This is a genomic window from Mesorhizobium sp. 2RAF45 (assembly GCF_052115225.1).
In the GTDB taxonomy this organism is placed as follows: Bacteria; Pseudomonadota; Alphaproteobacteria; order Rhizobiales; family Rhizobiaceae; genus Mesorhizobium; species Mesorhizobium jarvisii.
In genome coordinates this window covers 91057-105248 of the sequence record NZ_JBFRGG010000007.1, presented here as the reverse complement: position 1 = coordinate 105248, position 14192 = coordinate 91057, and the positions used below count along the sequence as shown (strand labels likewise).

The window sequence follows — 14192 nt, the reverse complement described above, 5'->3', positions numbered from 1 at the left end:
CAGGAAGCCTGATGGGCGCCTATATACTGCGCCGCATCCTTTTGATGATCCCGACCCTGTTCGGCATCATGGCGATCTCCTTCGCCGTCATCCAGTTCGCGCCGGGCGGCCCGGTCGAGCAAGTCATCGCCAAGCTGACCAATCAGGGCGGCAGCGACCGCCTCGGCGGTGGCGGCGGCGATGCCGGCGGCTCCAATTTCGACGTGGCCGGCGACGTCAGCTCGAAATATCGCGGCGCGCAGGGGCTCGATCCGGAATTTATCAAGAAGCTGGAGAAGCAGTTCGGTTTCGACAAGCCGCCGCTCGAGCGCTTCGGCATGATGCTGTGGAACTATATCCGCTTCGATTTCGGCAACAGCTACTTCCGCGATATCTCGGTGCTCGACCTGATCCTCGAGAAGATGCCGGTGTCGATTTCGATCGGGCTTTGGATCACGCTCTTGTCCTATCTGATCTCCATTCCGCTCGGCATCCGCAAGGCGGTGAAGGACGGTAGCCCGTTCGATGTCTGGACCAGCGGCGTCGTCATCGTCGGCTATGCCATTCCCGGCTTCCTGTTCGGCATCATGTTGATGGTGCTGTTCGCCGGCGGCTCGTTCTGGGACTGGTTCCCGTTGCGCGGCATCGTCTCGGACAATTGGGACCAGTTGTCCTGGCCGGCCAAGATCGCCGACTATGCCTGGCACATGACCCTGCCGCTGACGGCGCTGGTGCTCTCGGCCTTCGCAACGACGACGCTTTTGACTAAGAACTCGTTCCTGGAGGAAATCCGCAAGCAATATGTGGTGACGGCGCGGGCCAAGGGCCTGTCGGAGCGGCAGGTGCTCTATGGCCATGTCTTCCGCAATGCCATGCTGATCGTCATTGCCGGCTTTCCCGGCGCCTTCATCTCGGCCTTCTTCACCGGTTCGCTGCTGATCGAGAACATCTTCTCGCTCGATGGCCTCGGCCTGCTCGGCTTCCGATCGGTGGTCGAGCGCGACTATCCCGTGGTGTTCGCAAACCTCTACATCTTCTCGCTTCTCGGCCTGTTCGTCGGATTGCTGTCCGACCTGATGTACACCTGGGTCGATCCGCGCATCGATTTCGAGCGGAGAGACGTCTGATGTCGGAGGCGAGCGTCACCGCCGGCGTGGTGCCGGAGCGGATGCCACGGCCGTTCCTGTCGCCGATCAACAAGCGCCGCCTGCAGAATTTCAAGGCGAACAGGCGCGGCTACTGGTCGTTGTGGATTTTCCTTGTCCTGTTCGTGCTGTCGCTGTTTGCCGAATTCATCGCCAACGACAAGCCGATCATCGCTTCCTACAAGGGCGAGATCCTGTTTCCGGTGCTGGTCGCCTACCCGGAGGAAAAGTTCGGCGGCTTCTATGCCGTCACCGACTATCGCGATCCGGTGATCCAGGACGAGATCAACGCCAATGGCTGGATGATCTGGCCGCCGATCCGCTATTCCTACCAGACCGTCAACAATGCCATTCCGGAAGCCGCACCGGCCAAGCCGTCCTGGCAGTATGACGCCGCCAAGCGCTGCAACCAGTATCCGCAAGGGGCTGCCGACCCCGCCTGCATCGTCGGCAACTGGAACTGGCTCGGCACCGACGACCAGGCTCGCGACGTCTTGGCGCGCGTCATCTACGGCTTCCGTATCTCGGTGCTGTTCGGGCTGATCCTGACCGCCGGCTCTGCCCTGATCGGCGTCGGCGCCGGCGCCCTGCAGGGCTATTTCGGCGGCTGGACGGACCTGCTGTTCCAGCGCTTCATCGAAATCTGGTCGGCAATTCCGGTGCTCTATCTCTTGCTCATCGTCGCCGCCATCCTGCCGCCGGGCTTCTTCATCCTGCTCGGGCTGATGCTGTTGTTCTCCTGGGTGGCTCTGGTCGGCGTCGTGCGGGCCGAGTTCCTGCGCGCCCGCAACTTCGAGTACGTCAACGCCGCCCGCGCGCTCGGCGTGCCCAACCGCACCATCATGTTCCGGCATCTGTTGCCCAACGCCATGGTGGCGACATTGACCTTCATGCCCTTCCTGCTCTCGGGCTCGATCTCGACACTGACCTCGCTCGACTATCTCGGCTTCGGCCTGCCGCCGGGGTCCGCCTCGCTCGGTGAGTTGCTGAAGCAGGCGCAGCGCAACCTCAATGCGCCGTGGCTCGGCATTTCCGGCTTCGTCGTCATCTCGCTGATGCTGTCGCTGCTGGTCTTTGTCGGCGAGGCGACTCGCGACGCCTTCGATCCGCGCAAGACGTTCAAATGAGCGAAGCGCCTCTGCTCAGCGTACAGGACCTCAGCGTGGCCTTCAGCCAGGGCGGCGGCCAGTCTGTCGCCGTCGACCATATCTCCTTCGACATCGCCAAGGGCGAGACGATCGCGCTGGTGGGCGAGTCCGGCTCCGGCAAGTCGGTCTCGGCGCTGTCGGTGCTGAAACTGCTGCCCTACCCCAGCGCCAGCCATCCCTCGGGGAAAATCCTGTTCGAGGGCGCCGACCTGCTAACCATGAACGAGAAGCAGTTGCGGCAAGTGCGCGGCAACAAGATCACCATGATCTTCCAGGAGCCGATGACCTCGCTCAATCCGCTGCACACGATCGAGCATCAGATCGTCGAGATCCTGAAACTGCATCAGGGCATGGCCGACCGCCCGGCCAAGGCGCGCACGCTGGAACTGCTCAACGAGGTCGGCATCCGCGATCCGCAGAAGCGGCTTGACGCCTATCCGCACCAGCTGTCCGGCGGCCAGCGCCAGCGCGTCATGATCGCCATGGCACTTGCCAACGAACCGGAACTGCTGATCGCCGACGAGCCGACGACGGCGCTCGACGTCACGGTGCAGGCGCAGATCCTCGAACTGCTCGCGGGCCTCAAAAGCCGCAAAGGCATGTCGATGCTGTTCATCACCCACGATCTCGGTATCGTGCGCAAGATCGCCGACCGGGTCTGCGTGATGACCAAGGGCAAGATCGTCGAGACCGGACCGACCAAGGAGATCTTCGCCAACCCGCAGCACCCCTATACGCGCCACCTGCTGGCAGCCGAGCCGAAGGGCAAGCCACCGGCCGCCAACGCCGACGCCAAGCCGGTGATGGCCGGCAAGGACATAAAAGTCTGGTTTCCGATCAAGCAGGGCTTCTTCCGCAGCACGGTCGACCATGTGAAGGCTGTCGACGGCATCGATGTCACCGTGCGCGCCGGCCAGACGCTGGGCGTGGTCGGCGAGTCCGGCTCCGGCAAGACGACGCTCGGCCTGGCCCTGGCACGCATGATCTCGTCGACGGGAACCATCCGGTTCAACGGCCGCGACATCAACCAGCTCACCTTCAACGCCATGCGGCCGCTCAGGCGCGAATTGCAGATCGTGTTCCAGGATCCGTTCGGCTCGCTCAGCCCGCGCATGTCGATCGCCGAGATCATCGACGAGGGCCTGAAGATCCACGAGCCGAAACTGTCGCCCGATGAACGCGACGACAAGGTTGCGGACGTGCTGAAGGAGGTCGGGCTCGATCCGGCGACCCGCAACCGCTATCCGCACGAGTTTTCCGGCGGCCAGCGCCAGCGTGTCGCGATCGCGCGCGCCATGGTGCTCAACCCGCGCTTCGTCATGCTGGACGAGCCCACATCGGCGCTCGACATGAGCGTGCAGGCGCAGGTCGTCGACCTCCTGCGCAATCTGCAGGCCAAGCACGACCTCGCCTATCTCTTCATCAGCCACGATCTCAAAGTCATCCGGGCGCTTGCCAACGACGTCATCGTCATGCGCAATGGCCAGATCGTCGAAGCCGGCCCTTCCCAGCAGATTTTTGAAAATCCGCAAACCGACTATACTCGGGCACTGATCTCGGCCGCCTTCAAGATAGAGACGGCGCCGGTCGGCATCGTCAGCGAGTAATTTGCGTAAAGAGGACTAGACGAATCGCGATGGAAAAAGGCCGCATTCTGCTTGCCGTCACCGGCTTTCACCCGCAGCGCTGGCGCGAGCTTCTGTCGGCCGAGCGCGAGGTGGTGCTGGAGCCGGGCGGCGCCAAGGATCCGTCGATCACCTATGCGGTGGTGTGGAAGCAGAAGCCCAATTTGTTGTCTTCGCTGCCCAATCTGCGCGCCATCTTCTCCATCGGCGCCGGCGTCGACCACATCTTCGCCGATCCCGGCCTGCCCGACGTGCCGATCGTCAAGGTCGTCGCCGACAACCTCACGCAATACATGACCGAATATGTCGTCTGGCGGGTGCTCGATCATCATCGCCAGGGCCTGCTCTACCGGCAGCAGCAGCAAAAGAAGATCTGGCACGAGCCGCCGCAGCGGCCGGCCGGCGACATATCCGTCGGCATTATGGGGCTCGGCAATCTCGGCCGTGCCGCGGCCTCGGTGCTGCTGTCGCTCGGCTTCGCGGTCAATGGCTGGTCGCGCACCGAGCGGCCGATGCAAGGGGTGGCGACCTATTCCGGCGAGGCCGGGTTGATCCCCTTCCTCAACGCGACCGATATCCTTGTCGTGCTTTTGCCGCTGACGCCGGACACGCAAGGCATCATCAATTACGGCGTGCTGAAGGAATTGCGCAAACGCAACGGCCTCGGCGGTTCGGTGCTGATCAATGCCGGACGCGGCCGCCTGCAGAAGGATGCCGACATCGTGCGGGCGCTGGATGACGGCACGCTGAAGGAGGCGAGCCTCGACGTGTTCGAGGTCGAACCGCTGCCGAAGACCAGCCCGTTGTGGAACCATCCGAAAGTGTTCGTGACGCCGCACGCCGCGGCGACCTCCGATCCGATGCACCTGGCGCCGACCATGCTGCGCCAGATGGACGCCTTCGAGCGTGGCGAAAAGCTCGAGAATCTGGTGGATCGCAAGGCGGGATATTAGCCAGGGTCTTACATCGCCAGATCCCAGTCCCTGAAGCACTGCTTGATTGCTCTCACGGAGGACAGCTGCAGCTTCGGCAGGTCGAGCTCCTCGAACATCGCCTGGTATCTCCGGCGGTTTTTCGGCGTGGTCACGGCAATATGGTGGATCATGTCCCATTTGACGCTGTCGCGTCCGCCTTCCAGGGCACCGCGCCGGTTCTTCTCAAACCAGCTTCGCCTGAAATAACGCAGCAGGCTTGCCGGCGTGGAGATATCCAGCAGGATCACTCCCGTCGCCCGCCGGAAACGTTGCGGCATGCAGATCGAGTAATTTCCGTCCATCACCCAACGCTCGCTGGCGATCGCGCCGTCATGCAAGGCAATGAATTCGGCCTTTGGACGCGGCTCCCAGTCGGTGTTGGGCAGATGATGAAGCAGATCGAGGTGAACGGGCTCCAGGCCACGCTTGCGGGCAATCGCATCGGCCAGGGTCGACTTGCCGCTGTTGGACGGCCCCAGAATGCAGATGCGGTCGCCAAGGTCCGAGAGTTTCATCGATCGTCCCCTACGCGGACGCGAGCATGCTGCCGGCGATCACTCTCGTCGGACAGCTGCTGCTATTTTCAGCTCGGCAGGGCGAACTTCTTCTTCTGATTGTCCGGCTTGCCGCAGTCGCGGCGCTCGATCGACCGGTTCATGGCATCGATCTCGCCTGACGCCTTGTCGCTGTCGCGCTTGGCCTTGGAACGCATGTCGGGCGTGAACGGACCGAAACCCATCGCGGGATTGGAGAAGGTCGGCTTCGCGGTCACAGGCAGGTTGTATTGCTGCGCCAGGCCATTGCGTTGCGCCAGCAATTGATCGCACGGCACGGTGTCGTACTGCAGGGAGGATTCTACGTCGGCGTCCTGCCGCTCGGACATCGAATTGCCGACGCAGCCGGCCGTTGCCAGGCAAGATGCCAAGATCATCATGTTCCAGCGCATCCGATATGCTCCTCCTGATATCCCGCCCTGACGCGACCAGATCGCAAATATCAGTCGCGCACGCAAATCGGACTTTTTCGCAGCAGCGGGATGGTGTTCATGCACGCTTCAAACGGCGTGAGGCTTCCACGCCACAACGCCCAGCCCTTTGACGGGCTCGCGGCGATCCTGCCGGATGGTGGTTGGCTCCAGCGCCAGGATCGCAAGCCCGTTGGCCTCCAGTGTCCGCCTGACATAGGGCTGCGAATGGGCGTAGCGCCGCGAGGGCTGCAGCGCGAAATCGCCGTCGTCTGCCAGTGTCTCGACGGAGAAGGCAAACAGGCCGCCTTCGGCGAGCAGACCGGCAACGGTGCCCACCAGACCATCGAGCGCGCCGATGTAGATCAGGACATCGGCCGATGTCACCAGATCGGGCCTTTCGCCTGAATGGGAAAATCCCTGCAGATCCGCTTTTGTCAGCGTGTGGTAGATGCCTTTCGCCCGCGCCTTCTTCAGCATCCTGGCCGATATATCGACCCCTTCCAGCCGGTCGACGATCGGCCTCAGCCTCTCGCCCATCAGTCCCGTTCCGCAACCAAGGTCGAGCGCCACGCGGAAGCGACCCGGCCTTGCCTTGCGAATCATCTGCCCGAGAAATTCGGGCAAGCGGTAGTCGAGCTTGCCGACCAGCATCTCCTCGAATGTCTCGGCATAGTGGTCGAACAGCGCCTCGACAAAAGCACTGGGCGGCGCGGCGGCGAGCGGAGCCTTGCCGATCAGCTGCAGTTTGAGGGCCGCGCCCTGGCGGTCGGCCGGGTCCAGTTTCAGCGACATCGTCCAGCCCTGCGCCGCCAGGTCGAGCCTGCCCGATGTCTCCTGCATCTCGCCGAGGCGGAACCAGCCCATTGCCCATTGCGGCGCCAGCTCCAATGCGCCGAGCAGCAGCTCGGCCGCCGCCGTGCGATCGCCGGAGGCAAATAGCATCTCGGCATAGTCGGCACGGCGATCGGCGTTCAAATCGCCGGAGGATGTCTGAAGCGGTTTCATGATGATGGTTCCGCCGGTGGAGGCCGGCCGCCACCTCTTTAGAGCAAAGGATGCGGAAGCTGAACCGAATTGAGCGCCCTTTGCCCAGGAGAGTCAGCAGTCTCCGACATCAGGCTTCCCGCAGCGGAATTATATCCTATCTTGGGGACCATGCGCGCCAGCGACCTGCTTCATCCCCGGCCCGAAGGCCTTTACTGCCCCCCGGGCGATTTTTTTATCGACCCGGTGCGGCCGGTGGACCGGGCGCTGATCACGCACGGCCATTCCGACCACGCACGCTCCGGCCACCGCTCGGTGCTGGCGACGCAGCAGACGCTCGACATTATGGCCCTGCGCTACGGTGAGGACTTTGCCGGAACGACCCAAGCCGCACCGCTCGGCGAGACGATCGCTCTGAACGATGTCAGCGTCAGCTTCCATCCGGCCGGCCATGTGCTGGGTTCGGCGCAGATATCGGTCGAGCATCAGGGCACGCGCATCGTCGCCTCTGGCGACTACAAGCGGCAAAAGGATGCAACCTGCGCGCCGTTCGAGCCGATCCGTTGCGACATCTTCATCACCGAGGCGACTTTCGGCCTGCCGGTCTTTCGCCATCCACCGGACACGGAAGAGATCGCCCGCCTGCTGAAATCGGCGGCGCAGTTTCCCGAACACTCGCATCTGGTCGGCGCCTATGCGCTGGGCAAGGCGCAGCGGGTGATGCGGCTGTTGCGCGACGCCGGCTATGACAGGCCGCTTTACATCCATGGCGCACTTGCCAGGCTCAGCGAATACTATCAGAGCCAGGGCATCGACCTGGGTGTCCTCGAGCCGGCAACGGTCGAGGGCGGCAAGGATGACTTTGCCGGCGCCATCGTCGTCGGCCCGCCATCGGCCTTCGCCGATCGTTGGGCGCGGCGCTTTCCCGATCCGATCTCGTGCTTTGCGTCGGGCTGGATGCGCATCCGCCAGCGCGCCAAGCAAGGCGGCGTCGAACTGCCGCTGATCATCTCGGACCATGCCGATTGGGACGAACTCACCGCCACCATCAAGGAGACCGGCGCCGAGGAGATCTGGGTGACGCATGGCCGCGAGGAAGCGCTGGTTCGCTGGTGCGAGCTCGAAGGCATCGCCGCCCGGCCGCTGCATCTGGTGGGCTATGAGGACGAGGGCGATTGAAGCCATGAACCGCTTCGCCGAACTTCTCGACCGCCTTGTGCTGACGCCGTCGCGCAACGGCAAGCTGACGCTGCTGGTCGACTATTTCCGAACCGTCGAGGATCCGGATCGCGGGCTGGCGCTGGCGGCCATCACCGGTGACCTCACAATAGCCGCGGTCAAGCCGGCCATGCTGCGCATGCTGGTCACAGAACGGATGGATCCCGTGCTGTTCGGCTACTCCTACGACTATGTCGGCGATCTCGCCGAAACGGTGTCGCTGGTCTGGACGCGGACGCCGGGCAAGATCCCCAACCGCGAGCCGACGCTCGGCGAGGTCGTGGCCAAACTGCAGGCGGCAAGCCGCTCGGACGGACCGAAAGTGCTGGCCAGCCTGCTCGACAGCGCCGGCATTTCGGCGCGGTTCGCCATCATCAAGCTGGTCACCGGCGGCCTGCGCATCGGCGTCTCGGCGCGGCTCGCCAAACAGGCGCTGGCGGATTTCGGCAAGGTCGACGTCGCCGAGATCGAGGAGCTCTGGCACGGTCTGTCGCCGCCCTATACGGCGCTGTTCGCCTGGCTGGAAGGCAAGGCCGAAAAACCCCGCAACACGGCGATGGCGTTGTTCCGCCCGGTGATGCTGTCGAACCCGGTCGGCGACGGCGATCTCGAAAAGCTCGACCCGGCGGATTACGCCGCCGAATGGAAATGGGACGGCATCCGCGTCCAGGCGGTGGCGGAAGGCGGCATCCGCCGGCTCTATTCGCGCACCGGCGACGATGTCTCCGGCGCCTTTCCCGACCTCGCAGACGCCATGCACTTTTCCGCGACGCTGGACGGCGAGTTGCTGGTCGGCGATCCGCGTGAGGCGACGGGGACCTTCTCGGATTTGCAGCAGCGGCTGAACCGCAAGACGGTGACGCCGAAGATGCAGCAGCAATATCCGGCCTTCATGCGTTGCTACGACCTGCTTCAGCTCGGCGACGAAGACCTTCGCGCATTGCCGTTCCGGGAACGGCGTGGCCGCCTCGAAACCTTCGTGAAAACGCTCGACCCCGGCCGTTTCGACCTGTCGCCTTTCGTCGCCTTCACGGACTGGCAGGCGCTGGAGAACCTGCGCCGCGCGCCGCCGCACCCGATCATCGAAGGCGTGATGCTGAAGCGCTGGGATTCGCCCTATGTCGCCGGCCGGCCGAAAGGCCCGTGGTTCAAGTGGAAGCGCGATCCGCACACGGTGGACGCGGTGCTGATGTATGCCCAGCGCGGCCATGGCAAGCGCTCGAGTTTCTACTCCGACTACACGTTCGGCGTCTGGTCCGGAGCCGAGGGCGAGGAGGAACTGGTGCCGGTCGGCAAAGCCTATTTCGGCTTCACCGACGAAGAACTGAAGCAGATCGACAAATATGTTCGGGACAATACGGTCGAGCGCTTCGGACCGGTGCGTTCGGTGCGGGCGGACCGCGACAACGGCCTGGTGCTGGAAGTCGCCTTCGAGGGGCTCAACCGCTCCACCCGGCACAAATCCGGCGTCGCCATGCGCTTTCCCCGCATTTCACGGCTGCGCTGGGACAAGCCGGCCAACGAAGCCGACCGCATCGAGACGCTGCAGGCGCTGCTCGACCGCTGAACCCTACGGCTCGATCGAGACCCGGATCTCGTAGATGTCGACCGCCTTGCCCTGCTTGTCGAAATCGGAATTGACGGCGATGGTTCCGGCCGAGCCGGGATGCTTGTTGGGGAACTGCACGTCGAACAGATATTCGTTGCGCTGCTGGCCGACCGCGTAGCGCTTGCGGCCGCAATCGCCGAGCTCGCCGAAATTGCAGTCGACGGAGATCTGCGTGTCCTTGCCGTCCTCGGCACGCGCGATGATATCGAACACGGCGTGCTTGCCGGCGAGCTTCTCCAGCACGCCCTGCCCGACATCGAAGGCGATCGCCGAACCTGAGGGGCCGGACTGGATGCGCAGGAACGGACCGGTGTCGTCCTTCATCACCGAGGCCTTGGCGTCCGACGGGGCGGCGACATGCGTCGGATCGGTCGGCGAGAACACATTGATCCAGTTGCGCGACTGGTCCGCGGCGCCAGGCTTGGCCGGCGCGTTGGCGCCGTCGGCCGGGGTGAAATCGTCGTCCTCGACGGTTGGTGGCGCCTCGGGCGGCGCCGTATCGAGCTGCGCCGCCGTCTTGAACACGCCGGTCTGCATGGCAAAGAACACGCCGATGCCGATCGCCGCAAGCAGGGTCACGCTGAAGAAGATGGCGGTCAGCGGCAGGCGGCGTCCGCGAATGCGCCGTTCATCGCGATCGGGCGCCACTTCCGTCGCGGTACCCGAAGCGCTAGGAGCGGACATGTCGATGGCCGGCACGCCGGGAAGCGTCGCGTCCGGCATGATGTCGGGAACGACCGGCAGCACGCGCGAAAGCGGCGCATCGGATGCCGGCTGCGCGGGGCTGTCGACGGTGACGGCGGGCGATGGCGCCTTGTCTCCGATCTCGATGGCGGGCGCCGCGGCGGCCGCGGGCTCGGCCGCCGGGGCGTCGACCTCCAGGCCCACATCCGGCACCGCCGGCAGGAACTCGGATTCGATTTCGGTGATCGTCGCCTGGATCGCCTTGCGGCGCTTGATGGCAACCTCCACGGTCACGCCGGGATTGGCCTGGAGCGCACGGTCAAGCGCGGCAAAGGCCGACCGATAGACCTTCTCGCGGAACGCGCGGTCCTCGGCATTGCCCTTCTCCAAGGCGTTCCGGATCGCTTTTTCGATCGCGTCCAAGCGGGATCCCTCTGCAAATTGCCCCAATCTTCCCTGATGGTTAGCCGTAGGCGACCAATCAATCAACGGGCGGGCGGCCGCATTCTGCCTCGACGGGCCGTCCAAAGTCCATCTTGGCGATATTCCGGCAAACAAAATCGGAACATGTCGGCGATTCTCATGCGCAGCGAGGTGCGAACCCCTGGTTTCGACCGGGCGGGCGCTCTTGCATGATTTGCCACGTGGCATCTTGAATTCGCGGCCGGTTGAGTCTATCACCCAGCCCATCTTGGAGGCTTTGGCCTCCCGGGCCGCTTTAGCTCAGTTGGTAGAGCACATCATTCGTAATGATGGGGTCAGGTGTTCGAGTCACCTAAGCGGCACCAGTTCCTTGTCCCCCCTGTGCCGAAATCGGTACTCTACCGCTGCCTGTGCGGTGGATCGCGCAATGGCTCCCATATCCGCGATTGTCGCGACTCAGCTTTGGTGGGAAACTCACGGACCTCAGCATGGGAGGTCCAAAATGGCCAACACTTTCAAGACCGGAGACGTCGTCAAGCTGAAGTCGGGAGGGCCGAAGATGACGGTCAGCGACGGTGCCGCTTCCGGCATGTATCTGTGCCACTGGTTCAACCGCGAGGGCGATGTCTGGATCCCGCAACATGCGGGTTTCAAACCGGACCAGCTGGTGGCCGCCGACCCATCGGCGTAGCCCGTTCGCCACGGGCGGTGGCTAACCCGGCGTGAATTTCGATGACGCCGGATGCGGTGTCGCGTCGTTCTCGATACCAATACCCGAGTCGGCATCCCCGACAATCGAAGGTATCGGCGCAGGCGACCGACGGATTTCGCCAGTCGCGGCGTTTAACGGTTGAAGCGAGACCACGGCATGGGCCGTGGCCGACGCGCCAACCGGAGACGCCGAAGCATGATAAGCCGTTCGATCCTTGCCGCTGCCTTGAGCCTGCTGACCGTTGCGGCCCTCGCCCAGACAGCGACGCAGCCCCCTGCTTCTCCTGGCGCCACGCCGCCAGCCGCAGCCCCAGCCGCACCAAGAGCCAAGTCGGACATCACCCTGGCCAAATTCCAGAAGCGGCGGGAGAAGGCGATCATGGCCGCAGACACGGATGGCGACGGCAAGATCAGCCTGCTGGAGTGGGAGGCCTTCCAGGCCAAGCGCAACATCAAGGGCGATGCCGCCAAATCCTTCGCGCGCATCGATTCGAACCATGACGGCTTCATCGACCGCGCCGAACTCGATGCGTTCTTTGCCAAGCGCTTTGCCAAGCTGGACAAGAATGGCGACGGCGTTCTGACGGCCGACGAGATGCCAGGCCACAAATCCGCTCCCAAGCCGGAGCAATGACCAAGAGGCCATGACGCGTGATGGATATCGGGAGTGCGCCAGCCGATGAGCGCCGATCCGGACGAGGAGTTGGTTCGCCGGGTCGGCGCCGGCGACCCGGCGGCCGTGCAGACGCTCGTCGCGCGCAAATTGCCGCGCATCCTTTCGCTCGCCGTGCGCATTCTGGGCGATGCGGCGGAGGCCGAGGATGTCGCACAGGAGACCTTCGTGCGCATCTGGCGCCACGCCTCGAGCTGGCGGCGCGGAAATGCACGCTTCGACAGCTGGATCCACCGGGTGACGCTCAACCTCTGCTACGACCGGCTGCGCCGGCGCCGCGAACTGGTGACCGACGATTTGCCGGACATGGCCGACCCTGCCCCGCTTCCCGACGCCCGCGAAGAGCCGCATCGGGTCGAGCAGGCCTTGCAGGCCATCGCGCCACGCCAGCGCGAGGCGATCATCCTGGTCTACTATCAGGAGATGTCCAACATAGAGGCAGCCGCGACCCTGGAGATCAGCGTCGATGCGCTGGAGAGCCTGCTCTCGCGCGGCCGGCGGGCCTTGCAGATGATCCTGGCCAGGGATGGCGTCCATGACTGAGAAGAGCGCGACCATGAATGGCGGACATTTACCGCGCTTTGTGGGCGTCCGGCGGGGGCCGGTCGGCCTCGTTTCCAACCCGCATGGGCATGCGGCAACAAGTGGCAAGGGGAAGACAGATGGCTGAAGACATCGAGGACGGCCCGGCAATGGACGCCAGGCGTTTCGCGGCGCTCTCCGAAGCCTATGGCGGCGATCTGCGGCGCTGGCCACAAGCGGAGCGCGGCGCCGCCGCCGCCTTTGCTTCAAGCGAGACAGGCCAGGCGATTTCGCGACGGGCCCACACGCTTGACACCCTGCTCGACAGTTATCACGTCCCGCACCCCGGCAAGGCGCTGCACGACACGATCCTACGGACCGCCGACCGGTACATCGTCCGGCGCCGGCGCCAGCGCTTCTGGCGGCTGGGGCTGGCGCTTGCCGGAATAGGGCTGGCCGGCGCCATTGCCGGACTGGCCCTGGTGACTGTCGTCACGCCCGAAGTTCAGCCCGACCATTATGTGCTCGACGCCAATGCGACGGCGTTCGGCGATGCCGGGCCCGACACGATCGAGGAAGACCTATGAGCACCGGCCGAAACCTCCTCATCGCATCGGTGGTGCTGAATGTCTTCCTGGCGGGCGCGCTTGCCGGCGGGGCCGTCTGGATAAAACGCGGCAAGCCGGCCCAGGGCTATTCGCTGGAGGCGGCAGGCGGCCGGCTTCCCGATCAGCAGCGCACGCTGTTTCGCAAGGCGCTGCGCGAAGTCCGCCAAGAGTCTCGCGAAATCATTCGCGACGGCCAGCAGGCCAGGCGCGAGGCGGCAGATCTGCTGCGGCAGCCCGTCCTCGACACGGCGGCCCTGGCGGCCGCCCTGGAGCGGGCTCGCAATGCCGACGTCACCGTGCGCACGCGGCTGGAGCAGCGCATCATCGCGTTCGCGGCGGCCGGTTCCGCCGAGGATCGCAGCCTGCTGGCTGAAGGACTCTCAAGGCGCGCCGGGCCGCAGCCGTCGACACCGCCAAAAAAATCGCCGTGACGACCGACGGAAAATGCCGATGGCGCCCGTTTAACGAAATGAAGGGCAGGACCTGCCGGGCCATCTGGCGCCGACAGGTTTTCAACCTCGGACAACTTCGGAGTATGGTCATGAACTATCTGACAAAATACGCGGCCACCGCCGCTCTCGCGGTGACCGGAACGGTGGCTACTGTCGCGGCATCCTCGGCGATGCCGCTGGCGCCGCTTGCCGCCCCGGCGCTGGTCGAGCACGTCGCCTGGGGTTGCGGACCTGGCTGGCATCCCAATCCCTGGGGGCGCTGCGTCCCCAATCGCGTGGTCGTCTACCCCGGTTACTATTGGCATCGCCCGGCCTTCTATGGGTGGCATCCGCACCGTCACTGGCACCGCTGGCATCGCTGGTAGGGGGCTCGGGGGCCGACGACTTCGCCGGCCCCACGACCTCAATTGAACAGGCACGAAACGGCTCGAACGGGCTTCCGGCGCCGTGCGCGGGGAGCCCAAGCAATG

The 14192-nt window shown here is 64.4% G+C and carries 16 protein-coding genes and 1 tRNA gene; 13 read left to right on the top strand and 4 right to left on the bottom strand.

Features of this window, described 5'->3' with window-relative positions:
* Positions 1-11: 11 nt before the first annotated feature.
* Genes AB4Z43_RS19850 through AB4Z43_RS19835 form a run of 4 tightly spaced genes read left to right on the top strand, consistent with a single transcriptional unit; the run spans position 12 to position 4850 of the window.
* The gene (locus AB4Z43_RS19850) at positions 12-1106 is read left to right on the top strand and encodes a microcin C ABC transporter permease YejB (RefSeq protein ID WP_240564595.1); all 1095 of its coding nucleotides are present in this window, start codon (positions 12-14) and stop codon (positions 1104-1106) included.
* Positions 1106-2251, top strand: a complete 1146-nt coding sequence (locus AB4Z43_RS19845; protein ID WP_038651982.1) for an ABC transporter permease — start codon at positions 1106-1108, stop codon at positions 2249-2251. Before AB4Z43_RS19850 ends, AB4Z43_RS19845 begins: the two co-directional genes overlap by 1 nt.
* Positions 2248-3879 (top strand): ABC transporter ATP-binding protein, encoded by a 1632-nt coding sequence (locus AB4Z43_RS19840; RefSeq protein ID WP_441938781.1) that lies wholly within the window; start codon positions 2248-2250, stop codon positions 3877-3879. The genes AB4Z43_RS19845 and AB4Z43_RS19840 overlap by 4 nt, the downstream gene beginning before the upstream one ends.
* Positions 3880-3908: 29 nt before the next feature.
* On the top strand, positions 3909-4850 hold the full coding sequence (locus AB4Z43_RS19835) for a 2-hydroxyacid dehydrogenase (RefSeq protein WP_441938780.1): 942 nt from the start codon (positions 3909-3911) through the stop codon (positions 4848-4850).
* Between the two features lie 8 nt (positions 4851-4858).
* Here the strand turns inward: AB4Z43_RS19835 and AB4Z43_RS19830 are convergent, their stop codons facing one another.
* The 3 genes from AB4Z43_RS19830 to AB4Z43_RS19820 all read right to left on the bottom strand — a co-directional run bounded on the left by AB4Z43_RS19830 (position 4859) and on the right by AB4Z43_RS19820 (position 6843).
* Positions 4859-5386: an ATPase AAA gene (locus AB4Z43_RS19830; protein WP_038651980.1), complete on the bottom strand. Its 528-nt coding sequence runs from the start codon at positions 5384-5386 to the stop codon at positions 4859-4861.
* 68 nt (positions 5387-5454) lie between these two features.
* The gene (locus AB4Z43_RS19825; protein ID WP_064984586.1) at positions 5455-5817 is read right to left on the bottom strand and encodes a hypothetical protein; all 363 of its coding nucleotides are present in this window, start codon (positions 5815-5817) and stop codon (positions 5455-5457) included.
* Positions 5818-5925: 108 nt separating this feature from the next.
* The gene (locus AB4Z43_RS19820; protein WP_441938779.1) at positions 5926-6843 is read right to left on the bottom strand and encodes a methyltransferase domain-containing protein; all 918 of its coding nucleotides are present in this window, start codon (positions 6841-6843) and stop codon (positions 5926-5928) included.
* 150 nt (positions 6844-6993) lie between these two features.
* Here AB4Z43_RS19820 and AB4Z43_RS19815 point away from each other — a divergent pair, with 150 nt between their 5' ends.
* Together AB4Z43_RS19815 and AB4Z43_RS19810 are read left to right on the top strand one after the other, a co-directional pair.
* Complete coding sequence (locus tag AB4Z43_RS19815; protein WP_441938778.1) at positions 6994-8001, top strand: ligase-associated DNA damage response exonuclease; 1008 nt, start codon at positions 6994-6996, stop codon at positions 7999-8001.
* Positions 8002-8005: 4 nt separating this feature from the next.
* Entirely contained in the window at positions 8006-9607 is a 1602-nt protein-coding gene (locus AB4Z43_RS19810) for a cisplatin damage response ATP-dependent DNA ligase (RefSeq protein WP_441938777.1), read from the top strand.
* A gap of 3 nt (positions 9608-9610) precedes the next feature.
* Here the strand turns inward: AB4Z43_RS19810 and AB4Z43_RS19805 are convergent, their stop codons facing one another.
* Positions 9611-10756 carry a hypothetical protein gene (locus AB4Z43_RS19805; RefSeq protein WP_064984580.1) on the bottom strand — a complete coding sequence of 382 codons (1146 nt, stop codon included), beginning with the start codon at positions 10754-10756 and terminating at the stop codon, positions 9611-9613.
* 289 nt (positions 10757-11045) lie between these two features.
* Between AB4Z43_RS19805 and AB4Z43_RS19800 the strand changes: the two genes are divergently transcribed.
* From AB4Z43_RS19800 to AB4Z43_RS19770, 7 genes are all read left to right on the top strand, one after another.
* Positions 11046-11121, top strand: a tRNA-Thr gene (locus tag AB4Z43_RS19800).
* A 137-nt stretch (positions 11122-11258) separates the two neighbouring features.
* A complete protein-coding gene (locus AB4Z43_RS19795) occupies positions 11259-11447 on the top strand; it encodes a YodC family protein (protein ID WP_038651973.1) in 189 nt (62 codons plus the stop codon).
* Positions 11448-11663: 216 nt separating this feature from the next.
* Entirely contained in the window at positions 11664-12101 is a 438-nt protein-coding gene (locus AB4Z43_RS19790; protein ID WP_441938776.1) for an EF-hand domain-containing protein, read from the top strand.
* Between the two features lie 45 nt (positions 12102-12146).
* Positions 12147-12683 carry an RNA polymerase sigma factor gene (locus tag AB4Z43_RS19785; RefSeq protein ID WP_083246532.1) on the top strand — a complete coding sequence of 179 codons (537 nt, stop codon included), beginning with the start codon at positions 12147-12149 and terminating at the stop codon, positions 12681-12683.
* A 119-nt stretch (positions 12684-12802) separates the two neighbouring features.
* The gene (locus AB4Z43_RS19780) at positions 12803-13249 is read left to right on the top strand and encodes a hypothetical protein (protein WP_038651971.1); all 447 of its coding nucleotides are present in this window, start codon (positions 12803-12805) and stop codon (positions 13247-13249) included.
* Positions 13246-13701, top strand: a complete 456-nt coding sequence (locus AB4Z43_RS19775; protein WP_010913241.1) for a periplasmic heavy metal sensor — start codon at positions 13246-13248, stop codon at positions 13699-13701. The genes AB4Z43_RS19780 and AB4Z43_RS19775 overlap by 4 nt, the downstream gene beginning before the upstream one ends.
* A 110-nt stretch (positions 13702-13811) precedes the next feature.
* Positions 13812-14087 carry a GCG_CRPN prefix-to-repeats domain-containing protein gene (locus AB4Z43_RS19770; protein WP_032921488.1) on the top strand — a complete coding sequence of 92 codons (276 nt, stop codon included), beginning with the start codon at positions 13812-13814 and terminating at the stop codon, positions 14085-14087.
* The last annotated feature ends 105 nt before the right edge of the window (positions 14088-14192 follow it).